At 62.8% G+C, this 26,650-nt stretch carries 20 protein-coding genes and 1 pseudogene; 6 read left to right on the plus strand and 15 right to left on the minus strand.

Annotated elements, in window-relative coordinates:
* Window positions 1–107: 107 nt before the first annotated feature.
* The 8 genes from ligA to uvrB form a co-directional block, all read right to left on the minus strand.
* Window positions 108–2,177, minus strand: coding sequence for an NAD-dependent DNA ligase LigA (ligA, locus tag VFO29_10285; protein ID HET9393888.1), 2,070 nt, complete (start codon window positions 2,175–2,177; stop codon window positions 108–110).
* Window positions 2,174–2,545 carry a VOC family protein gene (locus VFO29_10290; protein HET9393889.1) on the minus strand — a complete coding sequence of 124 codons (372 nt, stop codon included), beginning with the start codon at window positions 2,543–2,545 and terminating at the stop codon, window positions 2,174–2,176. Before VFO29_10290 ends, ligA begins: the two co-directional genes overlap by 4 nt.
* Before the next feature lie 8 nt (window positions 2,546–2,553).
* Window positions 2,554–5,523 carry an excinuclease ABC subunit UvrA gene (uvrA, locus tag VFO29_10295; protein HET9393890.1) on the minus strand — a complete coding sequence of 990 codons (2,970 nt, stop codon included), beginning with the start codon at window positions 5,521–5,523 and terminating at the stop codon, window positions 2,554–2,556.
* Between the two features lie 48 nt (window positions 5,524–5,571).
* Window positions 5,572–6,339 (minus strand): hypothetical protein, encoded by a 768-nt coding sequence (locus VFO29_10300; GenBank protein ID HET9393891.1) that lies wholly within the window; start codon window positions 6,337–6,339, stop codon window positions 5,572–5,574.
* Window positions 6,339–6,698, minus strand: a complete 360-nt coding sequence (locus VFO29_10305; GenBank protein ID HET9393892.1) for a hypothetical protein — start codon at window positions 6,696–6,698, stop codon at window positions 6,339–6,341. The genes VFO29_10300 and VFO29_10305 overlap by 1 nt, the downstream gene beginning before the upstream one ends.
* A 46-nt stretch (window positions 6,699–6,744) precedes the next feature.
* Window positions 6,745–7,491: an HAD family hydrolase gene (locus VFO29_10310; protein ID HET9393893.1), complete on the minus strand. Its 747-nt coding sequence runs from the start codon at window positions 7,489–7,491 to the stop codon at window positions 6,745–6,747.
* Window positions 7,484–9,823: a glycoside hydrolase family 38 C-terminal domain-containing protein gene (locus VFO29_10315; GenBank protein ID HET9393894.1), complete on the minus strand. Its 2,340-nt coding sequence runs from the start codon at window positions 9,821–9,823 to the stop codon at window positions 7,484–7,486. The genes VFO29_10310 and VFO29_10315 overlap by 8 nt, the downstream gene beginning before the upstream one ends.
* 130 nt (window positions 9,824–9,953) lie before the next feature.
* The gene (gene uvrB / locus VFO29_10320; protein ID HET9393895.1) at window positions 9,954–11,990 is read right to left on the minus strand and encodes an excinuclease ABC subunit UvrB; all 2,037 of its coding nucleotides are present in this window, start codon (window positions 11,988–11,990) and stop codon (window positions 9,954–9,956) included.
* Window positions 11,991–12,071: 81 nt separating this feature from the next.
* Between uvrB and VFO29_10325 the strand changes: the two genes are divergently transcribed.
* The 3 genes and pseudogenes from VFO29_10325 to pth all read left to right on the plus strand — a co-directional run bounded on the left by VFO29_10325 (window position 12,072) and on the right by pth (window position 14,322).
* Window positions 12,072–13,088, plus strand: a complete 1,017-nt coding sequence (locus tag VFO29_10325) for a ribose-phosphate pyrophosphokinase (GenBank protein HET9393896.1) — start codon at window positions 12,072–12,074, stop codon at window positions 13,086–13,088.
* Complete coding sequence (locus VFO29_10330) at window positions 13,088–13,759, plus strand: 50S ribosomal protein L25 (protein ID HET9393897.1); 672 nt, start codon at window positions 13,088–13,090, stop codon at window positions 13,757–13,759. Before VFO29_10325 ends, VFO29_10330 begins: the two co-directional genes overlap by 1 nt.
* An 11-nt stretch (window positions 13,760–13,770) precedes the next feature.
* Window positions 13,771–14,322 (plus strand): annotated as a pseudogene (gene pth / locus VFO29_10335) (aminoacyl-tRNA hydrolase).
* On the opposite strand, the gene VFO29_10340 reads toward pth, so the two are convergent.
* The 3 genes from VFO29_10340 to VFO29_10350 are packed head-to-tail and all read right to left on the minus strand — an operon-like array spanning window position 14,319 to window position 17,150.
* Window positions 14,319–15,527, minus strand: a complete 1,209-nt coding sequence (locus tag VFO29_10340; protein HET9393898.1) for a M48 family metalloprotease — start codon at window positions 15,525–15,527, stop codon at window positions 14,319–14,321. The pseudogene pth and the gene VFO29_10340 sit on opposite strands and share 4 nt — an antisense overlap.
* The gene (gene thyX / locus VFO29_10345) at window positions 15,524–16,165 is read right to left on the minus strand and encodes an FAD-dependent thymidylate synthase (protein HET9393899.1); all 642 of its coding nucleotides are present in this window, start codon (window positions 16,163–16,165) and stop codon (window positions 15,524–15,526) included. Before thyX ends, VFO29_10340 begins: the two co-directional genes overlap by 4 nt.
* A 34-nt stretch (window positions 16,166–16,199) precedes the next feature.
* Window positions 16,200–17,150 carry a GGDEF domain-containing protein gene (locus tag VFO29_10350; GenBank protein ID HET9393900.1) on the minus strand — a complete coding sequence of 317 codons (951 nt, stop codon included), beginning with the start codon at window positions 17,148–17,150 and terminating at the stop codon, window positions 16,200–16,202.
* A gap of 116 nt (window positions 17,151–17,266) precedes the next feature.
* Here VFO29_10350 and VFO29_10355 point away from each other — a divergent pair, with 116 nt between their 5' ends.
* The gene (locus tag VFO29_10355; GenBank protein HET9393901.1) at window positions 17,267–19,858 is read left to right on the plus strand and encodes a LuxR C-terminal-related transcriptional regulator; all 2,592 of its coding nucleotides are present in this window, start codon (window positions 17,267–17,269) and stop codon (window positions 19,856–19,858) included.
* A gap of 118 nt (window positions 19,859–19,976) precedes the next feature.
* Window positions 19,977–21,104: a hypothetical protein gene (locus VFO29_10360; protein ID HET9393902.1), complete on the plus strand. Its 1,128-nt coding sequence runs from the start codon at window positions 19,977–19,979 to the stop codon at window positions 21,102–21,104.
* A 143-nt stretch (window positions 21,105–21,247) separates the two neighbouring features.
* Here the strand turns inward: VFO29_10360 and VFO29_10365 are convergent, their stop codons facing one another.
* Window positions 21,248–21,544: an STAS domain-containing protein gene (locus VFO29_10365; protein ID HET9393903.1), complete on the minus strand. Its 297-nt coding sequence runs from the start codon at window positions 21,542–21,544 to the stop codon at window positions 21,248–21,250.
* Between the two features lie 101 nt (window positions 21,545–21,645).
* Here VFO29_10365 and VFO29_10370 point away from each other — a divergent pair, with 101 nt between their 5' ends.
* On the plus strand, window positions 21,646–23,406 hold the full coding sequence (locus VFO29_10370; GenBank protein HET9393904.1) for a S53 family peptidase: 1,761 nt from the start codon (window positions 21,646–21,648) through the stop codon (window positions 23,404–23,406).
* A 61-nt stretch (window positions 23,407–23,467) separates the two neighbouring features.
* Here VFO29_10370 and VFO29_10375 read toward each other — a convergent pair whose 3' ends face one another.
* Genes VFO29_10375 through gltX form a run of 3 tightly spaced genes read right to left on the minus strand, consistent with a single transcriptional unit; the run spans window position 23,468 to window position 26,649 of the window.
* Window positions 23,468–23,806, minus strand: coding sequence for a hypothetical protein (locus tag VFO29_10375; GenBank protein HET9393905.1), 339 nt, complete (start codon window positions 23,804–23,806; stop codon window positions 23,468–23,470).
* 12 nt (window positions 23,807–23,818) lie between these two features.
* A complete protein-coding gene (gene glmU / locus VFO29_10380) occupies window positions 23,819–25,153 on the minus strand; it encodes a bifunctional UDP-N-acetylglucosamine diphosphorylase/glucosamine-1-phosphate N-acetyltransferase GlmU (GenBank protein HET9393906.1) in 1,335 nt (444 codons plus the stop codon).
* Complete coding sequence (gene gltX, locus VFO29_10385; GenBank protein HET9393907.1) at window positions 25,150–26,649, minus strand: glutamate--tRNA ligase; 1,500 nt, start codon at window positions 26,647–26,649, stop codon at window positions 25,150–25,152. The genes glmU and gltX overlap by 4 nt, the downstream gene beginning before the upstream one ends.
* Between the last annotated feature and the right edge of the window lies 1 nt (window position 26,650).

Raw genomic sequence — 26,650 nt, forward strand, 5'->3', positions numbered from 1 at the left:
ATGCGCGCAAGCGCATCAGTCGAACCACGGCTGAGCAGCGAGCAAAGCGAGCGTAGACGAAGCCCGCACTAGAGCGTCCCCTCGATGCCTCGGGGTCCTTCGATACCTCAGGATGACAATAGTTTGCGCAAGCTGTTTTCGTCGAGAATCGTGATGCCGAGGCTTTGCGCTTTGTCGTATTTGCTTCCAGGCTCGCTCCCGGCCACGACGTAGTCCGTTTTCTTGCTGACCGAACCGGTGACTTTGCCGCCGGCTTGCGCGATCAGCGCGGCCGCTTCATCGCGCGTCAGATTTGGCAGTGTTCCGGTGAGCACGAACGTCTTGCCGGCGAGTTTGCCGTCGGCGGCGCGCGCGCGTTTGGGCGCGGTCATGGACACGCCGCACTTGCGCAAGCGCTCGATCATGGCGCGATTGGCGCGCTGCTGAAAAAAGAGATGCACGCTGCTTGCGACTTCAGGTCCGATGCCCTCGCTGCGCTGCAAGTCTTCCTTGCTCGCTTCAGCGATCGCATCGATCGAACCAAAATCGTCCGCGAGAATCTGTGCCGTCTGCGTTCCGACGAACCGGATGCCCAGGCCGGTAAGTACGCGGGCTAACCCACGGGACTTCGAGCTTTCGATGTTTCGCAGCAGATTCGCGATGGTTTTTTCGCCCGTTCGCGGCACGTCGGCGAGTTTCTTGGCATCCAGCGCGTAGATGTCGGCGATGTCTTCGACCAGCTCGAGTTCGGTGAGCTGCTGAGCCATCACGTCGCCGATTCCCTCGACGTCCATTGCGCCGCGCGAACAGAAATGCCGCACGCGTTCCAGAACCTGAGCGGGGCACGCCGCATTGGTGCAGCGCGACATCGCTTCACCTTCAGGATGGTCGGCCTCCGAACCGCAGACCGGACAGCGGTCCGGCATAACAAACCGGCGCGGGTTGCCTTTGCGTTCGCTCAGAATCGGACCGACCACGCGCGGGATGACGTCGCCGGCACGCGTTACCAAGACTGTGTCGCCGACGCGGATGTCGTTGCTGCGAATGTATTCGGCGTTGTGCAGCGTCGCGTTGCGCACCGTCACGCCGCCAATCGCCACCGGCTCCAGCACCGCGTTCGGATTCAGCGTTCCGGTCCGCCCGACGGTAATCGCGATGTCGAGGAGCTTCGTGCGGGCTTCACGCGGCTTGAACTTGTAGGCGATCGCCCAGCGCGGATCGCGTCCCGCGGCCCCGAGCCGCTCTTGCGTGGCGAGATCGTCCACTTTTACGACGACGCCGTCTATTTCATAATCGAGCGTGTCGCGCTGCGTCTCCCAGTGCTCGCAATATGCGACGACATCGTCAATCGACTCGCAGCGCGCAACGTTCGGATTGACCTTCAGCCCCAGCCGTTTTAGATACTCGAGCGCTTCCCACTGGGTCCGTAACGCGCTGGCCTCGTCAACGCTCACTTCGTTCGCTGCTCGGCCGTGGTTCGACAAGCTCACCATGACACTGGGGGAGCCCGCCATGACACTATACGCAAAAAATGACAGTTTACGCTCCGCGGTTAGGCGGGGATCCAACTGCCGCACGCCTCCCGATGCGGCATTGCGCGGATTGGCAAAAACAGGCAGCCCGGCGCTTTCGCGCGCGCGATTGAGCGCCTCGAAATCGCTCTTGCGCAAATAGACCTCACCGCGCACCTCGACTTCGTCCCGAGCTCGCTCTGCCGCGCGCAGGCGCAGCGGTATGGATGAAATCGTACGCAAATTCGGCGTCACGTCTTCGCCCACGCGTCCGTCCCCGCGCGTGCCGCCGCGCTCCAGCGTTCCGTTGCGGTAGCGCAGCGACGTCGCCAGCCCGTCGATCTTCAGCTCGACGACGTACGCTTGCGGCCCTTGCGCTAATTTGCGCACGCGTTCGTCGAACGCGCGCAACTCCTGCTCGTTCATGGCGTTAGCCAAACTCAGCATCGGCACGTGATGCTCGTAAGGCGCGAACCGTTCTGACGGTACGGCCCCGACCCGCTGCGTCGGCGACTCCGGCGTGCGGATCTCGGGATAGCGATCCTCGAGATCGATCAGCTCGCGCAGCAGCGCGTCGTAGTCGGCGTCGGAGAGTTGCGGATCGTCGAGAATGTAGTACCGATGGTTGGCTTCGTCGATTTGCGCGCGCAGCTCCAGCGCGCGATCGCTAGGCCGTCTTGCCGTCATGCGCGGCGGGCGCGCGGCGGACTCATGACCTGAACGGGATAGCCGTCGGGATCACCGATGATGGCGAGCCGCCCGAACGGCTCGTCGTAGGGATCCTGAAAGATCGGAACGCCTTTGGCGGCGCATCCGGCTACAAATGCGTCAACATTTTCAACCGCAAACCCTAACTGCAGCGAGCCGGGACGCACGGCAAGCAGTTCCGTCTTCGGATGCAACCCCAGCGTGGCGCCGCCGCCAAGATCGAAGTCCACCCATTCGGGCATGTAGTCCGTCTTGAGTTTCAATCCCAAGACGTCGCGATAGAAATCGCGCGACCGTTCGAGGTTCGCGCAGACCAGCATAGCAATCGAAAATTGCGCCACAGTCATGAGCCTCCTCAGGCTTCGACGGCCACTCGTTCACCCTTGGCCAAATCTTCGAGAACGCGCAAGTTTTCGCGTTCGAGGGCCTCGACCGAACCCGCATCCGGGCGGCGGTGCCCGACCGCGCGCTGATCCTTCAGCACCGGCAGCAGATACTGCCCGGTGTACGACCGCTTGTTCTTGGCCACTTGTTCCGGCGTTCCGACGGCCACGACCGTCCCGCCGCGATCGCCGCCTTCCGGACCGAGATCGATGATGTAGTCCGCGGTTTTTATGACGTCGAGATTGTGCTCGATCACCAGCACGGTGTTTCCGGTGTGCACCAAGCGCTGCAGCACGTCGAGCAACATGTGGATATCGGCGAAGTGCAGCCCGGTCGTCGGCTCGTCGAGGACGTAGAACGTGCGCCCCGTCGAGCGCCGCGAAAGTTCGGTTGCGAGTTTCACGCGTTGCGCTTCACCGCCCGACAGCGTGGTCGCAGGCTGGCCCATTTTGATGTACCCGAGTCCCACGTCGCAGATCGTGCGCAGCTTGTTGTGGATGCGCGGAATCGCGGAGAAGAACTCCGAGGCTTCGTCCACCCGCATCTCGAGCACGTCACTGATCGTTTTGCTCTTGTACTTCACCTCGAGCGTCTGCGCGTTGTAGCGCTTGCCCTTGCAGACTTCGCACGGCACGTAAACGTCGGGCAAAAAATGCATCTCGATCTTGATGATGCCGTCGCCCTCGCACGCTTCGCAGCGGCCGCCGCGCACGTTGAACGAAAAACGTCCGGGTGTGTAGCCGCGCATCTTGGCGTCCGGCACCAGCGAAAAGAGCTCGCGGATCGCATCGAATGCGCCCGTATACGTTGCCGGATTGCTGCGCGGGGTACGGCCGATCGGCGACTGATCGATCACGACCAGTTTGTCGAGTGATTCTGCGCCGCGAACGCTGCCGTACGTACCGCCCGGCGGCTGGTGGTGCAGATGCTGGTTGAGCGCTTTTACCAGAACGTCGTTGACGAGCGTGGACTTGCCGCTGCCGCTCACCCCGGTGATGCACGAGAAGACGCCGACCGGAAGTTCCACGTCGATGCCTTGCAGATTGTTCGCCGTCGCTTTGCGCACTTGCAGCCAGCTGCGCGGCTCACGCCGCTCTTTGGGAATCGGAATGAACTTGCGGCCGGAAATGTAGGCGCCCGTTTCGGAAGCGGGATTGGCGATCACGTCCTCAAGGGTGCCCGCGCTCAAGATGTGGCCGCCTTCGGCGCCCGCACCCGGCCCGATGTCGACCACCACGTCCGCGTTGCGAATCGTGTCTTCGTCGTGTTCGACGATGATCAGCGTGTTGCCGAGATCGCGCAGCGTCTTCAAGGTTGCCAGCAAACGATCGTTGTCGCGCTGGTGCAAGCCGATCGACGGCTCGTCCAGGATATACAGGACGCCGACCAGCGAGCTGCCGATCTGCGTCGCCAGGCGGATTCGCTGCGACTCGCCGCCCGACAGCGTCGTCGCCGACCGCCCCAGGGTTAAATATGTCAAGCCGACGTTCGTGAGAAACCCGAGTCGCGCGCGAATCTCTTTGAGCACTTGATGCGCAATCTGCTCCTGCCGCGCGTTGGGTTTGAATTCGGCGAAGAACTTCTCGCACTGTTCGATCGAAAGCCGGGTGAGCTTGTCGATGTTCGTTCCGCCGATGGTCACCGCCAGCGCTTCGGGTTTTAACCGCGCGCCTTTGCACTGCGGGCAGACCGAAGCCGACATGTACTTCTCGATGTCTTCCTTTACATAGTCGCTCGAGGTCTCGCTGTGCCGGCGCTCCAGGTTGTTGACCACGCCCTCGAAAGTTGCGCGGTACTCCCAAACTTTTCCGGCCTTCGATTCGTAAGCGAAGTTTTGCTCGTGATCCGTTCCGTACAAGATCACGTCGACGACGTCGTCCGGCATCTTCTCGATAGGGGTCGTCATCTTGACGCGGTAGCGGCGCAGCACGCGTTCGAGCTGCTGCAAGTAATACGGATTCATCGACGGGAAACGGCCGCTGCCCAGCGAGCGGCTCCACGGCACGATTGCCCCGCCTTCGATCGACTTGCTCCGATCGGGAATGACCTTCCACGGATCGATCTCGATCTTTTCGCCCAATCCCGTGCAGCCCGGGCACGCGCCGTACGGCGAGTTGAAAGAAAACAGGCGTGGGGCGAGTTCTTCGAACGAGAGGCCGCAGTAGACGCACGCGAACGCCTCGCTATACGTCAGCTCGCGTGACTTGGAACCCGCAGTGTCCACAACAGCCGTGACGATGCCGGTGGAAAGCCGCAGCGTCGTCTCCACCGAGTCCGTCAAGCGTTTGCGGATGTCCGGCTTCATGACCAAGCGGTCGACGACCACCTCGATCGTGTGCTTGCGTTTCTTGTCGAGGACGATCTTCTCACGCAGCTCGCGCGTCTCGCCGTCGATGCGCACGCGCGAGAAGCCCTCCTTGGCAACTTCCTCAAAGAGTTTTGCGTACTCGCCCTTGCGCCCGCGCACCAGCGGCGCAAGCAGCTGGATCTTCGACCCTTCCGGCAGTTCCATGATCGAATCGACGATCTGCTCGCTCGTCTGCGTACTGATTTCGCGGCCGCAACTGTAACAGTGCGGCACGCCGATGCGCGCGAAGAGCAGGCGAAGATAGTCGTAGACTTCGGTAACCGTGCCGACGGTCGAACGCGGATTGCGCGACGTGGATTTTTGGTCGATGGAGATCGCGGGCGAGAGGCCCTCGATGTAGTCGACGTCCGGCTTCTCCATCTGGCCGAGGAACTGGCGCGCGTACGAGGAGAGCGACTCGACGTAGCGGCGCTGGCCTTCCGCGTAGATCGTATCGAAGGCAAGCGACGATTTGCCGGACCCCGAGAGGCCGGTGATGACGATCAGGCGGTTTCGTGGAAGGGCGAGGTCGATATTCTTGAGGTTATGCTCGCGCGCGCCCTTGATAACGATGGAGTCGAGACCGGGTGGCATGTTCGTTACTTCAACACGCCACCCGGAGTATACGTTGCGGCCCTCTGTTTAGTAGGTTGCGGGCGGGCCGGCGCTCGGCGGGGCTGCTACGGCGGCGGGCGGTTTGGAGAGCTTGATGTACTCGCCGACGATCACCAGGGAGACGTACACCGCCACTATCTGGTTAATCAGCATCGAAACGATGCCGCCCAAGAGCCGGATGTTGCCGAGAACGGAGCCGATCCATCCCGCGAAAAAGTAGACGACGCAAATAAGGACCAGCAGCAGCAGCGTCGTGACAAAGTTTCGCGTGGCGATTCGCGCGGAATCCCCCAACGCTTCGCTGCCTGACTTTCCGCCGACGATGACGCTCGCGAACGTATACATAAAGAAGATAACGAACGCGATCAGCGCCAAGCCGAACGTGAAGATCGACGCAAAAGCTGCGACTGCCGCCAGCAGCACCAGCAGCACGACCGCCACGAGAATCGCGGCGCCGTCCTTACGGAATGCCTCGGCGCCGTCGGCCAGAGTGGCACGCCCGGTCCGCCACGCAGCCCCCGCCATGCCGGTCGTGTAGGCGATGGTCAGGATGATGGAGATCAGGACGATGATTCCGACGATCAGGCCGGCCATCAAGGCAGCCCCAATCCCGGCGCTGCTCGCGCCGGCCGCACTCAGGCCGACGCCGCTGACGAGCCCGGCCCCTACCACAAAGAACACGATGATAGCGGCCACGATGCCGATGACTATCCCCGGGACGAGCATGATCCAGTTGCTCGAGAGCAGCTCCCACGAGCGCCCGAACGTGTTGCCTAAATCGCTGGACGACTGCACTACGCCGCGCTCTTGAACAGGCTTCGCGTAATACCGGCGATCACAGGAACCTCAACCTCTTTGCCCTGGAAGCCGGAGATGAACGTCCACAGCCAGAGAACGAACCAAACGATTTCGATCAGCCAGACCAGCATGCCGATGAACCCGGCCATGTAGCCGAGGAAGTTCAAAGCCACGATCAGCACGATGTAGAGTCCCCACATCGTAATTGATTGCGCCGCGGCAAACTTCACCATCTTATTCGTTCCGCCGCCCAGCAGAATGACGATTCCGCCGAGGATTCCGAAAAGATAGGCGAGTCCCGCCGCGACATTGGGTTTGAGTCCGTATGGGGTATCGGTCGGTGCTTGTAAAGACATGTTGTAGCGCCTTTCGATGCTTGCCGAGTTGTTCGAAGATTTTGCGCTACCGGGCGCCTGGCTCCTCTGGAGGGCACAGCACGGCGCCCACCTCGCCGATGGTTCCCACCATGGCGTCGGGCGGGGAGGCGCCCTCGGGGACCGGTTCGCCCCGCAGATTCATCCAGACGGTGTAGAGTCCAGCCTCGATGGCGCCGGCGATATCGCGCTCGTAGCGGTCCCCCACCATCGCGGCCGCAGCCGGCTCCACCCCGAGTTTTTCACAGGCATGCGCAAAGAGCCGGGGATCAGGCTTCACCATGCCGACTTCGTCCGCCAAGAAAATCGCATCGAAGTAGTCGCTGACTTCAAGAAGGGCGATCTTCTCACGGTGCGTCTCCGAGACGCCGTTGGTAACCAGACCGAGTTTGATTCCGGCCGCCCTGAGTTGCTTGAGCAGATCGAGCGCGCCCGGAAAGAGCGCGAAGTATTTCGCGCGGTAGCGGTTGTAATTCGTCGCGCTGCGCTCGGCGAGCACAGGATCGTCGAGTCCGACCGAACGCAGCGCTGATCCCCAAAGCCGGGAGCGCAGCGAGCTCAACTTGCTAACCAGCAACTCATGAACTTGCTCGGCGGTGAGCTTCTTCCAAAATCCTTCGGCTTCGGCGATATACGCATCTTTGAGGGCCAGCGCATCGACGCCGTGCTCCGCCGCGATTTCGTGCGCAACCTCATCGGCCGCGCTCGTGAACGCGAGCGTATCGTCGTGCAGCGTGTCGTCAAGATCGAAGAGCACGGCCCGCAGCTCACGCATTGCGGAATTTTACGCGGAACGAACGCAATTGATAGGGCGTCAGATCGAATGCCAAGTGCTCGCCATCGATCGCGACCGGCATGCCGATGGCGCGCTCGAGGCCGTCGACCGAGTGCACCGCCGTCATGCGTGCGCCGCAGCGCAGCCGAACCGTTCGCGCCGAACCGTCACATTCGCGAACCCGCACGACGGCGCCGTCGCCATCCTCCGCCGGCTTGCATGCCACTACCAGCACGCTTTCGTCCTCGCACGTAAATAGCCGCACGCGCTGTTCGTGCGCGAACTGCGACCACGTTCGCTCGAGCCGGCCGATCGTAGCGTCCGCGACCGGCGCGAAAGCGTATGAAATGAAATGCTCGCCGAGATCGGCGCCGGGATCGGGCCATGTCGTGCCGCGCAGCAGCGAGTGGCCAAGGGCGATCTGCTTCTCGCTCGCCAGCGCGCTCCAGCCGTACGTGTCCAGCGCAAACATCGCGACGCCGTCACCGTTTGCGTCCTCCGCCAGCGCAAAGCGCTGGCCCGGAACTTCGAACTTCGCGCGTTCCTGCGGCGTGTTTCGCAGCGCGGTGCGGACGATCGAGCCGTGCGGCGAGCCGTACGTTACGGTCTCTGTCTCGAGCGCGAAGCGGTTCTCTAGTCGGAGCAGCGTGCGCCGCTCGCGCCAGTCAAGCGCGAGAATCACGCGCAGATACGGCTCGTTCGGGCGCAGTTCAACGCGCATGGTGGCCGGCGACATTCCGATCTCGTAGTCTATGGACAGCCCACCGCCTTCGACGCGCACGCCGCCGGCGCGATGGATGCGCATCGTGGTTTGATAGCCGTCATCGATGTTCCAGGCTTCCCATTGGCGCGGCCGGTCGACGTACGTCGCGAGCACGTTAGCTTCAACGCAGACGTTTCGGCGGCCGGCGAGTTTGAGTTCGGTGACGGCGCCGTCCTTTCGCACGCGCGCCTGCAGCAAGCCGTTGTCGAAAAGATAGTCGCCGCAGCTTTCCACCGGCTCGCACGGTTCCGCCGGCCACGTGCTTGGCGCGCGCGGCAAGATCGACTCGGCGGAGCCGATGACGCCCGCCACAAGTTCTTGCGCCTGAATGTACTCGCCGGCAACGTCCGCATAGACCGGCGCGATCGATGTGCCGGGCAAGACGTCGTGAAACTGATTGCGCAGTACGATCTCCCACGCCGCGTGCAAACGTTGCCCGAATTGCTGCGTCGCGGCCGCGGGCGCATGTACCGCGTCGCACCAGACCACCAGCTCTTCGGCTTCGGAGATCGCACGCTCCAAGAGTGCGTTCTGGAATTTTACGTCGTGATGCGTCGTGTAGACGCCGCGATGGTATTCGAGGTAGAGTTCATCTTCATGCGCTGGAAGATCGCTGCGCTTCGCTTCCAGCTCGGCGAACCAATCGCGTGGGCGAATCCATCGGCCGAACTCCGGTACCTGTTGCAACATCTTCGCAGTGACGCCGCCCCCGCCGTCGCCGTAACCGACGATCAGCGGTTCGTGCCGTTCGCGGGCCGTGCCGATGCGCCATGGATACGGCCCGCCGTCATACGACTGGATCAGCGCGCCGATCACCGCACTGCCGTCGGGTCCTTTCCATAGGAACTGCGGATACGGAAAACGCGTCGTGTCGTTCCACTGCAGCTTCGTGGTCGCAAAATAGGGGATGCCGGCGTGCGCGAGCAGTTGCGGCAGCGTGTTGGCGAAACCGAACGTGTCCGGCAGCCACGCAATCGACGGCGTAGTCGCAAAACGTTCCTTGCAATATTCGTTCGCGAACAGCATCTGCCGCAGCAGCGATTCGCCGGAGGGAAGATTGCAGTCGCTTTCGACCCACAGCGCGGCGATGTCCGGATCGAACCGGCCCGTTCCAACCTCCGTTCGTACGCGAGCAAAGAGTCCGGGATCGCTTTCCTCGACGAAACGATAGAGCTGCGGCTGGCTCTGGGTAAAAACAAACGCCGGGTCGCGATCGAGCAGATCGCACGCGATTGCGAACGTCCGCTCGGCTTTACGCCGCGTCGCTTCGTACGTCCACAACCACGCGACATCGAGATGCGAGTGACCGATGACGGGGAGTGCGTCTTCAGCGCCCCTCGTTACCTCGGGGTCCTTCGATACCTCAGGATGACAATCAACAAAGCGTTGTGGACGTTGGTGCGAGCTCGCGTTGAGAAACCACCAAATTAGTCCCGGGCCCGAGGGCAAACCGTTGGTCGGCAGCGCCTCGAGTTCGACCTCGAGCGTCAGCTCGCGCGCGCGATCCGAGGGCGGAAGCAGCACGTCGTGGTGCTCGCGATCGTAAGCGCCGGCGGCAACGCCGTCCACACGCAGCAGCGCGCCGGTTCGCGTGCGGTACGAGATGGAAGTTGCCTGCGGCTGCGGCGGCAGCAGTGCGCGCAGCTCGGTGATTTCGGGTCCTCGCTTACCTTCTACCAGTCTTAGGCGCAGCGCGGCCTCACACGAGTTCTTTGAGCGCGTGCTCGAAAATCTTCGGAGCCTTTCCTTGAAAGAGCATGGACTCGTTTCCGCCGATTTGCCGGCGCAACTCGATAAGCTCGTCGCGCAGCGCCGCGGCCTTTTCGAATTCCAGATTCGCCGCGAATTCGCGCATCTTCTTGTCCAGATCGGCGGCCACACGAATGGCTACGTCGCGCGGCAGTTTTTCCCGCCGCAGTTCGAGCTGGGTCTCCTCGGTCGCGCCGGCCATCGAAAGAATGTCGCGGATCTCTTTGCGTACGGACTTCGGTTCGATGCCGTGCGCGAGGTTATGCGCGACCTGCCGTTCGCGCCGCCGCTGCGTCTCGCCGATGGCCCGCGCCATCGACTCGGTGACCGCATCGGCGTACATGATGACCTTGCCCTCAACGTGGCGGGCGGCGCGCCCGATCGTCTGGATGAGCGAGGTTCCGCTGCGCAAGTAGCCTTCTTTGTCGGCGTCCAGGATGCCGACCATCGAAACCTCCGGCAGATCGAGTCCTTCGCGCAGCAGATTGATGCCGACAAGCACGTCGAAGGCGCCCAAGCGGAGGTCGCGCAGAATCGCTACGCGCTCGAGCGTGTCCACCTCGCTGTGCAAGTAGCGCACCTTGAAACCCATCTCCAGCAAGAAGTCGGTCAAGTCTTCGGCCATCTTCTTGGTGAGCGTCGTGACCAGCACGCGCTCTTTGCGTTCCACCCGCAGCCGGATCTCTTCCATCAGGTCGTCCACCTGATTGCGCGTCGGGCGAACCTCGACTTCCGGATCCACCAAGCCCGTCGGTCTGATAATCATCTCGACGACCTGCGAGCTGCGTCCCCGCTCGTACGTTCCGGGCGTCGCCGAAACGTAGATCACCTGATTGATGTGCTGATCGAACTCTTCATAGGTGAGCGGACGGTTGTCGAGCGCGCTCGGCAATCGAAAGCCGTGTTCCACGAGCGACTCTTTGCGCGAACGGTCGCCGCCGTGCATGCCGTGCACTTGCGGCAGCGTGACGTGCGATTCGTCTACAAAGAGCAGCCAGTCTTTCGGAAAAAAATCGAGTAGACAGGTCGGCGTCGATCCCGGCTCGCGGCCGGAGAGCGGCCGCGAATAATTTTCGATCCCGTTGCAGTAGCCGACCTCACGCAGCATGTCGAGATCGTACCGCGTGCGCATCTCCAAACGCTGCGCTTCGAGCAGCTTTCCGTTCTCTTTAAAATATTTCAGGCGCTCGGCCAGCTCGTCTTCGATCGAAACGATCGCACGGCGCAATTTTTCGTCCGGCGTAATGAAATGCTTGGCCGGAAAGATCGTCAGCGAATCCTTGCTCTCAACGTACTCGCCGGTGAGCAGGTTGACCACGTTGATCGCTTCGACCTGATCGCCGAAGAACTCGAGGCGATGCACCAACTCCTCATCCACGCCAATGAACTCGAGCGTGTCGCCGCGGACGCGGAAGGTGCCGCGCACGAGGTTCAGGTCGTTGCGGCGGTACTGCATGTCGACCAGCTTACGCAGTAGCGCGTCGCGGTCGAACTCGTCGCCGACGGCGATCTTCTGGGAGAGCTCCATGTAGTCCGAAGGCGATCCCAAGCCGTAGATGCACGAAACCGAGGCGACGATGAGCGTATCGGGCCGCGTCAGCAGCGACTGCGTGGCCGAATGGCGCAGGCGCTCGATCTCGTCGTTGACCGAGCTGTCCTTTTCAATGTACGTGTCGGTGTGCGCGATGTACGCTTCGGGCTGATAATAATCGAAGTACGAGACGAAAAACTCGACCGCGTTTTCGGGAAAGAACTCCCGGAACTCCGCGCATAGCTGCGCGGCCAGCGTTTTATTGTGGCAGAGCACCAACGTCGGCTTCTGCGCGATCTCGATCGTCCGCGCCATCGCCATCGTCTTGCCGCTGCCGGTCACGCCGAGCAGCGTCTGCGTGCGATCGCCGGCGCGAACGCTCGCGCCCAAGGCCTCAGTCGCCGCCGGCTGGTCGCCCGCAAGGCTGAAGGGTGCGACCAGTTTGAATTTGCCCACGCCGCTTAAGGACCGATGCCGGACTCGCCAGGGTTGCGCGCGCCCCTTCGACAATCAAGACTCTTCCATGGGAGAGACCGTTTGAGCCAAAGCCCGCTTCTCTTTAGCGGAAATTCGAATCAAAAGCTGGCCGAAGATATCGCCCGCCGGTTAAAGCTGCACGTCGGCAAGGCCACGGTTTCGAAATTCAAAAATGAAGAGACGCGCGTGCAAATCGGCGAGAACGTGCGCGGCTCTGAAGTTTTCGTCATCCAGTCGATCTGCAAAGCGCCCAACGGCAACGGCGTGAACGACGCCCTGATGGAGCTGCTGCTGATGATCGACGCGCTCAAACGCGCCTCGGCGGCGCGCATCACCGCGGTCGTTCCCTACTACGGCTACGCCAAGCAAGACAAGAAGTCGAGCGGGCGGGAGCCGATCTCCGCCAAGGTCGTCGCCAACATGCTCAAGACGGCCGGCGCCAAGCGTATGGTCACGATGGACCTGCACGCGGCGCAGATTCAAGGCTTCTTCGACGGCCCGGTGGACAATCTCGAAGCGATTGCCACGCTGTGCAACTATTTAAAGAAGGAAGATCTCTGCGACAACCGCGTCGTCGTGGTCTCCCCGGACGCGGGCGGCGTGCACCGCGCGGAACTTTTCGCCAAGCGATTGCGTACTTCGCTTGCCATCGTCTTCAAGCGGCGGCCCGAGCCGGACGTCTCGGAGGTCACCGACATCGTCGGCGACGTGGACGGCAAGATCGCTCTGGTGGTCGACGACATGATCTCGACCGGCGGAACGTTGGCCAAGGCGGCGGAAGCGATCCTGGCGCGCGGCGCCACCAAGGTCCACACGCTGGCCACGCACGGAATATTTGCCGGCGACGCGATAGCGGTGCTGGAAGCCTCGCCGATAGAGAAAGTAATTGTGACCGATACCATCCCGTTCGCGGACATTCTCGAGCATCCAAAGTTCGCGCAGTTATCGATCGCGCAGACATTTGCCGACGCGATCAACCGCATTACCACCAATCGCTCCGTTTCGGAATTATTTACCGAAGACGAGGAAAAAAAAATGAATGAACTTCGTCCGCCGGAGCCGGTAGCGGTACCATAATGGCACAAGAGCTGAACCTTACGATCGAACGCCGTGACGGCGTCGGCACCACGCACGCCCGCGCCATTCGCAAAGACGGGAAGATTCCGGGCATCTTATACGGACACGGCTCGGATCCGCAAGCGATCGCGTTCGCGCGGCGCGGGCTCGATGAAATACTTCATAAAGGCGCCCGCACGTCGCTGATCACGCTGACGATGGACGGCAAGCGCGTCGATACGGCGCTCCTGCGCGAGGTGCAAGTCGATCCGGTCTCGCGCCGGATCGTGCACGTCGACCTCCAGCGCGTCTCGGCCGATGAGACCGTGCAGACGAGCCTGCCCGTCGTGACGGTCGGTACGCCCATCGGCGTGCGTGACTTCGGCGGCGTCATGGACGTCGTGCTGCACGAGCTCGAAGTCGAAGGCCCCGCCAACAAGTTGCCGGACCGGATCGAGATCGACGTGGCTGAGCTGGGCATCCATCAGCACGTCACGGCCGAAGAGATTCGTCTGCCCGAAGGCTTCAAGATGATCACGCCGGCCGACACGACCGTCGTCTCCGTCGAGCCCTCGAAGACGGAACGGCTGCTCGAAGAAGCCGCCGAAGGCGCGGTGGCCGAACAAGCCGAGCCCGAAGTTATCGGTAAGCCCACCGAAGAAGCGCCGGCGCCCGAAGGAGCTCCGGAGTAAAACTCGTCGCCGGACTCGGCAACCCGGGCAAAGAGTACGCAGCGACGCGCCACAACGTCGGCTTCATGGTGGTCGACGAATTCGCGCGCCGGCTCGGCATCGATCGCTGGAAAGTCAAAGACGGCGCGCGCCAAGCATACGATTCGGCGCGCGGCCTCGTCTTGGTAGAACCGCAAACGTTCATGAACAACAGCGGCGTACCGGTGAGGCTGATCGCTTCGTGGTATCGCGTGCCCTCCGAAGCGATGCTGGTCGTCTACGACGACATGGACATTCCGTTCGGCAAGCTGCGGCTGCGCGCGTCCGGCGGTCACGGCGGCCACAACGGTATGCGTTCGATTATCGCAACGATGGGCGAAGACTTCGCGCGCTTGCGCATCGGCCTCGGCCGTCCCGAATATGAAAGCATCGATCACGTGCTGACGCCGTTCACGGCCGAACAGCAGCGGCACGTGCCCGAAATCGTCGCGGCTGCGACCGACGGCGTCATGTGCTGGTTCGAAAAGGGAATTGAAGCGGCGATGCAGTTCGCCAATACGTGGGAGCAGGAGCCGCCGGCTTAGCGGCAGGCCGAAGGCCGGCCCTGCAATCCCGGAATGCGCACACCTGACGGCGGGTGCGTTGCAAAGTACCAGTATCCTAGAAGCGTCGGGCAGATGGGCTGCAGCGCTTGGTCCGCGCCGCGCACGGCTCCGCGGATCGCGCTGACGCGATCGCCCGTCAGCGTAATTGCATACGCGTCCGCGGCGGTATCCAAACTCCGTTCGTAGCTGTTGTAAAACGGCAGCGCCACGAGGTAGACGCAGCCGAGCAGCGCGCCCACCAGCGCAAGGCGCGACACCGGATCGTCGTCGCGCCGGAATCCAATCCGGTCCGCCAGAAAAATCGCCAGCGCCGCGCCAAGCACCAGCATCGCGCCTAGAATCAGCGCCAGGTGCAGCGCGCTATTTGCAACGACCCAGCCGAAGAGCCGCGCGATCACAAACCGCAGCTCCGGCTCGCTTTCACCCGCCACCAGCGTGTCCGACACGACGACGCGCTGCGAGCCGCCCCAGCCGGAAACGTACGCGCTTCCCGCGTGGGTGCGCCGTGCGACAGACTCCACGACAATCGGAACCTGCGTGTTGTCTGCGCGCGCGCGCAGCGATGCGATATCGCTCTGCAGCGCGCCCACGGCCGTCAACGGTCTGAACGTCGAGAAGAGCGGCGCGATGGCAAAGGGTTGAATGTATGTCATCAGCAGCGTGACGCCGATGATGGCCGCGACCGTATATGCGTACCATTGATGCGTACGATCGACCAACCCGAGCACGAGCGCCGCCAGTAAACCGGCAACGATCATCGCGATAACGGTCGTGACGATCCAGCTCGCAAACCAGTAGCGCGTCAGCACGTCGCTCAGGCCCATGATCCACGTCATGCGGTATTGCAAGAACTGCGGTATGAACGCGGCGCCCCGATCGATCAGTGCTAAGATGGCGCCGAACCAGAAACGCACCCAAAACTCCGAACCGGCCGACGCGCGCAGCCGGTCGCGAAGGCGCGCCGAACGCCCCGAATTCCAGAACCACGCCAACACGGCGATCTGCACGACGACGGTAAAAAGCCACACCGGCACGGTGAACTGTTCGAAATGCTGCGCCGCCGCGGCACGGGCCGGATCGACGAGAGCGTAGGGTGATTGCGTCAGCAGCGCATGCGCCGGAATCGCGTTAACGACCCGGTCCAGCGCGTTCGGACGCGTCGCGACAACGAGCAGTTGGATCACGCGCGCACGACCGCGGCTTCCCATCCGAGCGCTTGAGCGACGATCGGTAACTGATCCACGAAGATGCGGCGGCATTCTTCGGCAATCTCGCGATGCTCCAACTGGGTGGACGGATCCGTGCGCAGGTTGATGTAATGGATCCAGTCGCGCACGGTGCCCTTCATATATATCGTGGTCGCCGAGGCGAGCGGCAAAAGAAAACGCGCGGACTCTTTGGCGATGCCCTTGGCGAGCGCTTCTTCATACAGTCGGTAGGCTTCGCCAAAATGCTCGTCCTGCGCGCGTTCGAACCAAGCCAGCGTTTCCGGCGGCAGATCGTCGTGCGAGGATTGACGATTCTGCGGATCCTGGCGCCGCGGATGCACGCGCTCGATCTTCTGCAGCTCGGCATAGCGAAGACTGAACTCTTGAAAATGCATCGATCGATGCCGGATGATCTGCGCGCTGATGCTGCGCGTGGTTTGGATCTCGATGCACAGGTCGGCCATCTCGAAGACGGACCAGTGGCCGTTCTTGATGCAGTAGCGCAACAGGCCCGCGACGTTGGGATTGTCTTGGTTCGCCGGGTTGCTCACGCGCGCGCAATAGCCCATCAAACGTTCCGCGTCGGGCGTAATCCAAACGAGCTTGCATGCCATGCCCGGGGGTTCGCGCCCCGTAGTCCGTTTGCTTTTAGCGGTGCACGGCGAAGCTGCCGCGTCCGTCCGGAAACGCGACGCGGTCCCTTCCTGAGCGTTTGCTGTGATACATCGCCGCATCCGCAATCTCGAGCAGTTCGTTCGCGGAGACCGCGTCGTATGGATAGGCGGCCACGCCGATGCTCGCCGTGATCGGCAGAGCGACGCCGAAATCACAGCCGCGCACGGCGTCGCAGAACTGCTGCGCGCGCGCGATCGCGTCGGTCTTATGCGCGTTGCGAAGGATCGCGCAAAACTCGTCGCCGCCGTTGCGCGCGCCGACGTCAACGCCGGGAATTAAGTGATCGCGCAGCAGCTCCGCCAGCCGCTGCAGGATCGCGTCGCCTGCCGCATGCCCGTACGTATCGTTTATCCCCTTGAAGCCATCGGTGTCGACGAACCAAAGCGCCAAGCTGGTGTGCGATGCACACGCTGCGCCGCGAAGATCCTCTTGCAGGACACTCCGGAAAGCGCGCGCGGTATGAAGGCCCGTCAAGCCGTCGTATGTTGCACTCGCGCGATCGGCTTCGCGCTCAATTGCCAGCGCGTACGGCACCGCGGCATGGGCGATCGTTCTTGCCAGCAGATCGGCGTCCGCAACCGCGCGCCTTGCCGACGCATAGACGATCGCCAGCAGCGAGCGGCCCGCATACATCGGAACGGCAAGTCCGGCGCGGTCCGTCGGAATGACCGCATCGGCGCCGGGGACCAGCGCAACACGATGTCCGCGCCGGGCAGCCTGCGCCGGCAGCGTATCGCCGTCGATCCGCAAACGCAGGCCCCCGTAGTATTCAGCGCGCCCGCCGGCTGAAAAAACGCAGCGCAATTCTTCGGCATCAGGCCGGAACACCAGCATCGCATCGACCGCCGGTTCGAGCGATGACAACGCCGCGGCCAGCACACTCAGCAGCGTTTGCGCCGATTCGAGGGACGCCGCCGTAATCACACCGGCTGCTTCGAGCAGCGCCCGCTCCGACCGGGCAGCCTCGCAGCAACGCGCGTGCACCCGCACCCAGGGCAATTGCATATGGTGAACAGGTGCCCGTGTCGAACGACGCCGCTGTGCCTACGACACGGCTGATGCGCGCTCGCGTGAACGAGCGCCTGACGCAAGCCGCTCGTTTTCCTGTGACGCTCATCGTTGCTCCCGCCGGCTTTGGCAAAAGCGTGGCGCTGCGCGATTTTATCGCGAGTGCGCAACTCGACGTGCTTCGTCTCGACCTGCGTCGCGAGGACGCGACGTTGCTCGAGTTCGTGCGCCGTTTAAGCGAGTCGATTGCGCCGGTTGCGCCGAGCGCGAGCGCGACCTTTCCGGCCCTGGCCGAACGCATTATGGCAACCTCTCAACCCGTGCGCGAACTCTCGGACTGGTTTGTCGTACATCTGAAGGCGGTTTCCGGAACGATCGTCATCGACGATCTGCATTACGCGGCGGCCGACCTCGCATCGGTCGCGTTCCTCGCCGACGTCGTCGAACGCACCAGCGGCCCGATCTCGTGGATCATCGCCGCGCGCACGGACGTCGGTTTGCCGATGGCGAGCTGGATTGCGTATGGACGCATGGACTTTGCGGTCGGCGAAGACGACTTGCGTTTCACGCCCGACGAGGCGTTAGCGGCAGCCGGCGATTCGGCAGCGCCGATCGAACCGCAAGAAGTCGAAGCCCTTCGCAAGTTTACCGACGGCTGGCCCGTCGCGTTGAGCATTGCGCTACGCACGCGCACTCGGGCCGGCGACCTGCCCTCGGCAACGAGCGGCACGCGCGATCTGGTCTATCGCTATCTCGCCGAGCAAGTCTTTGGAAGTCTGTCCCCGCTGCAGCGCGCCTTCTTGCTGGCCAGCAGCGTGTTCTCGTCCTTCGACGCCGCGATCGTCGACAAGCTCGGCGCGACGCCCGAGTTTCTCGCCGACCTGCGCCGCGACGTGACGTTCCTCGTGCAGACGTCGCAAGGCGACTACCGCTACCACGATCTCTTCCGCGAATTTCTTGAAAGCGAACTGCTGCGCCGCGGGCACCATGAATGGCACGCGGCGATTCGCCGCGGCGCCGCGATCATGGAAGCGCAAGGCGACGACGCCGCGGCGCTCCGGCTCTACGCGCGCGCCCGCGACGCCGGCGCGATCGGACGCATCGTAGAGCGTGCCGGGATCGGACTCTTCGAACGGGGCGAAGGCGAAACGCTGCGGGCCGCGCTCGGCGCGTTGACCGACGATGAATTGCGCGGGCAGGCCATGCTCTTGGGAGTCCGCGCCATGCTCGAAGCCGCGCGCGGTCATTTCGAAGCCGCCGAACCGGACTTCATCGCGGCGATCGAGCGTTCTAACGACGTCACGCTCCGGCTGAACTTGGTGCATCGCTATGCGGTGGAGTTGGTCCGCAACGGCCGCGACTGCGTCGCGCTGTTGGAACCGTACGCGCGCGATGCGAACCTTCCGGCGGCGTTGCAGCTGCCTATCTTGGGCACGCTGGCAACTGCCTATGCGGGAACGGGAGCCATCGACAACGCGGCGCGCACGATCGAGCGCGCCCTGAAGCTGCTGAACTCCGAAACGGCGGACGAGACGCGCGCGCGGCTCAATCAGCAGGCGGCTTACATCTATCAATTCAGCGACACGGCGCGCGCGCGCAAATACGCCGAGCTTTCGATCGAGATTGCGGTCGCCAAGAATCTGTACGACGTCGCTGCCCGCGCGTGCAGCGTCCTCTTTGCGATTTCATATAACGAAACGCCCGACTCAGCCGGGCTGCTGGCGATCTTGGACCGGCTGATCGAATTTGCACGCAAGGGCGGCAGCGAACAGACCCGTCTGTACGGATTGATCGCATCTTACGATCTCCACGTTGAGCGCGGTGAGGAAGACGCGCTCGCGCAGATCGAAGGCGAGCTCGAGCAAACTCACGCCGCGCTTCCGCTGGCCAGCACCGAGATGCTCATGCCGGCGCGCGCGCTGCGAAGCACGTGGTCCGGAGATTTTGCCGCGGCGTTCGCGCTGCTGAAGGATTCGCCACGCGAGCAGCGCGACGAGGAGCGGCGCGCACTTGCGGCCGCGCAAGTTGCGCTCTATGCGTTTGCGGCCGGAATGGAGGATGACGGCAACGCCGCGATGTTCGCCGCTTCCGAAGCGCTCGACGAGAAGGCCGCTACCAGCGTTCAGGTAATTCGCGCGCGGCTTTTTTTAGCGCTGGCCGAACTGCTGCGCGGTCGCTCCGGCGCGGCGCACCGGCACTCCGTTGCGGCCGAGCGAGCCTGCGCCGCGCACATGCATCAGCTGCGCGCGTTCGCGCACGCAGTTCACGTGGCCGAACGCGTGCAGCTCGGCCAAGCCGAAAGCACCGAATGGCAATCGGCGTTGGAACGCTTGGGCGCCGCCGGTTTCGGCGGGATCGCGCGCATGCTGGCCGCCTTGCCACTCGGACGCGAATCCAGCGAGCGATACACGTCGCTCACCGCATCCGAGCGTCAGATACTTGCACTGCTGGCGCAGGGAGCCAGCAGTAAGGACGTGGCGGCGAAGACCGGCAGAAGCCCGCAGACGGTCGATACGCACATCCGCTCGATCTGCCGAAAACTGGGGTGTAGCGGGCGGCGGGAGGCCGTCGCGTTAGCAACCAGCCGCGGCTGGGTAGAAACCAGCGCCGGGACGGAGCCTTAGCTTGCCTACTCGTTCGCTTTATTTTATCGGATTGGCAGCACTCTTGGCGGCTTGCGGAAGCTCGCACAGCCTCATTCCGCCTAGCTCCACGTCGCCAATCCACAGCGCGGACGTCACCATGGCCCCCGCGGGGAACGGCGCGACCGGACTGCCGGGCGGTAACGGGGCGACCGGATTGCCGGGCGGCAACGGCGCGACGGGGCTGCCAGGCGGCAACGGGGCGACCGGACTGCCGGGTGCATTGCTCGCGTGCTCCCCTGTAACGGTTCAAGGGCAAGGCGCCTGCACGATTGCGATCAACATCAACATTCCGCCGGTCTCCGACGTCACGACTCCGTCGAACTTGTTGCCCGGCCTGCATCCCGGCGATCTGCAGAACGCTTACGGCTTGCCGGTTCAAAGCGCGGGCGGTACCGTCGCCATCGTCGATGCTTACGACGATCCCGCGGCCGAAGCCGATCTCGCGATCTTTCGCGCGGCGTACGGCTTGCCGCCGTGCACCACCGACAACGGCTGCTTCCGTAAGGTCAACCAGCAGGGACAAAGCGGATCGTATCCGGCTGCCGACGTGGCGTGGGGCGAAGAGATCTCACTGGATCTCGACACCGTTTCCGCCGTCTGTCCGAACTGCTCGATCGTTCTCGTGGAAGCCAACTCAGCGCTGATCGACGATCTCGGCGCCGGCGTAGACAGCGCTGCGAGACTTGGCGCGAAAGCGATTAGCAACAGCTATTACGCGTACGAGTGGTCCGGCGAAACGCAAGAGGACGTTCACTACAATCACCCGGGTTCAGCGATTACGGTAAGCGCCGGCGACCAAGCTGCGCCGTTTTATCCGGCGGCTTCGCAGTACGTCACGTCAGTCGGCGGCACGACGCTTTCGGGAAGCGCCGGATCGTGGAGCGAATCGGCGTGGACGTACGGCGGACAGGGCTGCAGCGCATACGTCGCGCGCCCGTCGTGGCAACCGAAAACCGCTTGCAAAACGCGCGCGACAGTTGACGTCGCCGCGGTCGCCGATCCGCAGACCGGCGTCTCGATGTATGATTCGCTCGCGGGCGGCTGGCTGGTAGCCGGAGGCACGAGCATCGGCGCACCGCTCATCGCGGCGGCGTACGCGCTGTCGGGCAATCCCGCCGGGCCCGCGTATTCATACGCGCACCGATCGGCGTTTCACGACATTCCGCCGGCAGGCTACGATCTGCCGACTGGCCTGGGCTCACCGAACGGCACCACCGGTTTCTAACACCTGTCCCCAGCGCAGATCAGTTGTTCAGAGCGCAGATCCGTTGCAGCGCAAATTCTTTGCAGCGCAGATGCGCTTTGCGAAGATGGGGTTGGCTGCGACCGCTAAACATACTCGCGGTCGCGGACAATCCCATCGAGCATTCAAGCCGCAGGCGTCAGTAGCTCCACCGAATCGTAGACTCTGAACAGCTGATCGAAGCCCGCTAGCGACAACAGTTTTCGAACGAACGCCGAGTTCACCAGAATGACGGCGGGTTCGACTTTGTGGTCTTCGCGGTAATGGCGCAGCTCGAGGAGAGCCGCCAGCAGCGTGTCCGTAACGTGCCGAGCGCCCGAAAGGTTGATGACGATGCGATCCGACGTATAGGCAGGTTCGAGCCTGCGGTGCAGTTCGTCCAGTCTATACGAGTCCCACTCGCCCGGTACTGATATCATCATGCTCCGAGCATAGCGGCCCGGTCTGCGCCCGGCTCTACCCGGTTTTCGGTATATTGGCGCCTCCTTGCAATCTGTACGCTTAACGGCAAGGAGGAGACCCCATGAAGAAATTTGCAGCCCTCGCTGTCGCCGCCGCGTTATTGACGGCGTGCGGGGGACACGGCAACTCTACGATGCCGCCGCTCGGCAACATGTCGCAGTCCGGAACCGGTTCGACTAAGACCGCGTCGCTGGCCGCGGCCCCGTCCGGCTGGTCGAATACGAACACACAAGCTCTGCCCATCGCGAACGCGAGCGACCTCGGCGTGGCAAGCGCGACGCAAGCGATCACGGTGCGCGTGGGACTTCAACTGCACAACATGCAGCAGCTGCAACAAGTCATCGCGAGCGGCCAAGAACTCGACGACGGAGCCTTTATGGCGACGTACGCGCCGACCTCAAGCGACGTTTCCGCGGTGACGGCCTATCTCCAAAGCCAAGGCTTCAGCAATATTTCCGTTGCGCCGAACAATCTGATCGTCAGCGCCACCGGTTCGATCGGGCAGGCGCAGACCGCATTCAATACTTCGATCCACTCCTTCTCCGGCGGCGGAACTTCGTTTATTGCCAACGTGGCGCCGGCATTCGTGCCGCAATCGCTTTCGGGAATCGTCGTAGCGGTTCTCGGACTCAACGACATGCAGGCGTTCAAACCGACGCCGCAGGTGACGTCGTGCCAAGTCTTCGGCGTCTCCTCGCCTTCGCAACAGTGCCTGCGCTTTTACGATCCGGCGACGTTCCAGAAAGTCTACGACGCTGCCGGCGTACCGGCGGCAAACAATACACCTATCGCAATTATGGCCGAGGGTGACGTGAATCAGTCGATCTCGGACCTTCGCTTGAACGAGCAGAAGTTCGGATTGCCGCAAGTCCCGGTGAACGTGGTACAAGTCGGGCTTGCCAGCCCGGACACCGCGGGTGACGGTGAGTGGACGCTCGACACGGTCTATTCCAGCGGGATCGCGCAGAACGTAAAAGCGCTCTACATCTACGACACGACCTCGCTCACGAACTCCGACGTCGCCAACGAGTACAACGCGTGGGTCACGCAGCATAAGACGAAGATCGGCAACTCATCCTTTGGCGGCTGCGAGTTCTTCCCGTACCTCGACGGATCGATGATCCTCGACGATGAGGTTCTCGCGCAAGGCGCAGCCGAGGGAATGACGATGTTCGTTTCCACCGGTGACAACGGCGGATACTGCAACAACTTCGTCGACACGAACGGCGCGCCCGGCGGCGCACCCTTCACCGAGTATCCCGCATCGTCGCCCTACGTCGTCGCAGTCGGCGGAACGGATCTGTTCAGCAAAGCCGACGGCAGCTACCAGGGAGAGAATTCGTGGGAAGCCGGCGGCGGAGGCCTAAGCCAATTCGAATACCCGCCATACTGGGAGCAGCAGACGCAGACCGTCAACAGTGCGGGAACACTCCTGTTCCGCGGATTGCCGGACGTCGCGATGGATGCGTCACTTGAAACCGGTGCCGAAACGTGGGGCGGGCAAGCCGCCAACGGTGCGTGCACGCCGTGCGTAACGGGCGGCACGAGTCTGGCGTCGCCGCTTGCGGCCGGAGTCTGGGCGCGGTTGCAATCCGCGCACGGTAACCGGCTCGGCTTCGCCGCGGTCGCACTGTACCGGAACTTCCAAACGCACACCGCAGGAGCTACGCTCACAGGTCCGCCGCCGACGGCGCCCTACGGCGGATTCCACGACGTGCTAAGCGGCTCGAACGGACTCTACGCAGCCGCGCCGGGCTATGACTACACGACGGGTCTCGGCAGCTTCGACATCGCCGTGATGAATAGCCAAATCGGCCAGTAACGATCCCCATAGGGGGCTGCAAAAGAGGGACGCCGTCTGGAGAACGGCGTCCCTCTTAGTTTTAGGATCCTAACGTAATGGTCAACGTCTTTCCAAAAGGCTTGGGGCAAGCGCTGCCGATGTTCGTCGGGCGGCCGCTCCCGTCGTTGCCGTACTCGGCTTTCAAACACGCGCCCGGACGCACTTTGAAAACCGCGCGGCCGGATGCATCGGTCGTGTGCGTCTCCAAACTGACGATGGAATAGCTCGCTCCCATTGTATACATCCTAACGAATGCGTGCTTGGCGGGCGCGCCGCTGGGAAGCTTGACCGTAACGGTCACCGTGGCCGCACTTGCCCCCGCCGGCAGCGCGATGAAAAGAAACGATGTAACAAATACCGCAAGCGCTCTCATCGACATGTGAACCTCCTGCTATTTTTTGGTAAGCGGTTTGGCCGGATTGCCGGCAACGCGATCGCCCGGAGCGACGTCCTTTGTAACGACCGAACCTGCGCCGGTCAGCGCTCCGTCGCCGATCGTGACCGGCGCGATCAGCGAGGTGTTCGAACCGATCATCACGTCGCGCCCGATAACCGTCTTGTTCTTGCGCTTGCCGTCGTAGTTACACGTGATCGTGCCGGCGCCGATATTGGTGTTTTCGCCGATCTCCGAATCGCCGATGTAGGTGAGGTGACTGGCTTTGACGCCGCGCGCCAGCCGCGAACCCTTGACCTCGACGAAGTTCCCGATGCGCACGTCTTCACCGAGTTGCGCTTCGTTGCGGATGTGTGCGAACGGGCCAATGCTCGCGCGGTCTCCGGCACTGGAATCAAACATCGTGCTCTCGCGCACCGTGACTTCATCGCCAAGCCGCACGTTCGACAGGCGTGAGTTGGGGCCGATCACGCAGCGCTCGCCGATCTCGCTCAGGCGGCTGACGGTGGTGTTCGGATAGATAACTGTATCGGGGCCGATCAGCAGCTCCGGCTCCAAGTACGTGCTGCCCGGGTCGATGATGGTGACCCCGTCGCGCATGTGCTGCGTGCAAATCCGTTCGTTCATCTCTCTGCGCGCCTGCGCGAGTTCGGCGCGGTCGTTAATCCCAAGCACGTGCAGCGGATCCGCCGCCACGACCGGCGTAACGCGCTTCCCGGCGCGCACGAAATCCGCAACGGTGTCCGTCAGGTAATATTCCTTTTGCGCGTTGTCGTTGCGCAAACGCGCCACGGACTCTCGCAGGGCAGGCTCCTCGAAGGCATAGATCCCGGCATTCACTTCGTCGATCGCGAGCTCGTCCACGTTCGCATCGCGTGCCTCGACGATGCGCTCTACGCCGCCGTTCTTGCGCACGATGCGGCCGAAGTTCGACGGTAAAGACACCCGCGCCGTGACCAGCGCCAACGCGTTCGAGCCGTCCAGCGCGCCCAGCACGCCGGCAAACAAATCCTCCGGCACCAGCGGCATGTCGGCATACGCGACCAGCATGCGTCCCGACCCGTCCGCGCGCAGAGCATCCAGCGCGATGCGCACCGCATGACCGGTTCCGAGCTGCTCTTCTTGCAGCACGCCGGCAACGCCGAATTCACCGATGCGAAGTTGCAACTCGGGATTCGTAACGACGAGGATATCCTCAACGCCGGCCTTGCGAAGCGCACGTATGACGTACCAAAGCATCGGACGGCCGCACAGTTCGTGCAGCACTTTTGCGGTGGAGCTCTTCATGCGCGTGCCCTTGCCCGCGGCCAGCACGATTGCTCGAATGCTCATGCGGTCGGCTCGTCTTCGGCGCCGGGCGGCTCGAGTCTCTTCCACTCTTTGAGTTCGGCCGCGGAGACGCCGCCCAGCACTTCGAGCGCGTGCCGTAACCGTTCGCGCACGATATCGCGGCCCAACAGCTCGACTGCATCATACAACGGCACGGACGTGGTGCTTCCCGTAATCGCAACATAGAATGGCCGCGTGGCGTCGCGGAGCTTCACGTCAACGGTAGCCGCGACGCCTTTGAGAACGGCTTCGATTTCGCCGGTCTCCCAGCTGCGCAGCGCGTCGAACCCCCACGTTGCCAGCTGCAGCGCTTTGCGCAGCGTCGTGTCGTCCAATTTGCCCGTTCTGAGTTGTTCCGCGGCGACGTCGAGCCGGCCCGAGAAGAAAAACGCCAACAGCGGCCCGAGATCGCTCAGTCGTTCGATGCGCGGCTGTGCCAAGGCCGCAATGCGCCGAAGCCTGGCGGCATCAAACCCCCATTCCGTGGTTTTTGCTAGGAATGCGTCGAGATCGCAGCGCTCGCGAATGTACCGCCCGTTCAACCAATCGAGCTTCGGCACATCGAAGACGGGACCGCCCAACGAAATATGTTCGACCGCAAAGCGATCCGTCATCATCGCCAGATCCATTATCTCGTCGCCAGGCGGCGGCAAGACGCAGAGCAGTCCCAAGAAGTTCAGCAGTGCGTCGGGCAGATAGCCCATCGCTTTGTAGAATAAGATGCTCGTCGGATTCTTGCGTTTGCTCAGTTTGCTCTTGTCGGGATTGCGTAAGAGCGGCAGGTGCAAAAGTTGCGGCGGCTCCCATCCGAAATACTTGTACAGCAGCAAGTGCTTGGGCGCGGACGACAGCCACTCTTCGCCGCGAAACACGTGCGTAATCTCCATCAAATGGTCGTCGACGACGTTGGCGAGATGGTAGGTCGGCATGCCGTCGGACTTCATGAGCACTTGCATGTCGACGCTGGACCAATCGATCTCGATCGCGCCGCGCTTGAGGTCGTTCACGACGCAGACGCCTTCGGCCGGCACGCTCAGACGCACGACGTATGGAATTCCTTGCGCTTCTTTCTTCGCAACATCGTCCTTGTTGAGACTCGTGCAGAGGCCATCGTAACGTGAAGGCAGCTTCGAGGCGCGCTGCGCGGCGCGCATATCTTCCAGCCGCTGCGGCGTGCAGAAACACTTGAACGCATTGCCGGCGTCGAGCAGCTTCTGCACGTATTCGCGATAGATCTCCGAGCGTTCGCTCTGCCGGTATGGCCCGTGCGGGCCGCCGACGTCGGGACCCTCGTCCCAGCTCAACCCCAGCCAGTGCAACGAATCGAGAATCGCGCGCTCCGATTCGCGCGTGCTGCGCGCGCGATCCGTATCCTCGACGCGCAAGACGAACTTGCCGCCGTTCTTTTTTGCGAAGCAATAGTTGATCAGCGCGACGTACGCAGTCCCCACGTGCGGATCGCCGGTGGGCGATGGCGCGATACGCGTTCTAACGGTCAGA

This window comes from Candidatus Rubrimentiphilum sp. (assembly GCA_035710515.1).
Lineage (GTDB): Bacteria > Vulcanimicrobiota > Vulcanimicrobiia > Vulcanimicrobiales > Vulcanimicrobiaceae > Rubrimentiphilum.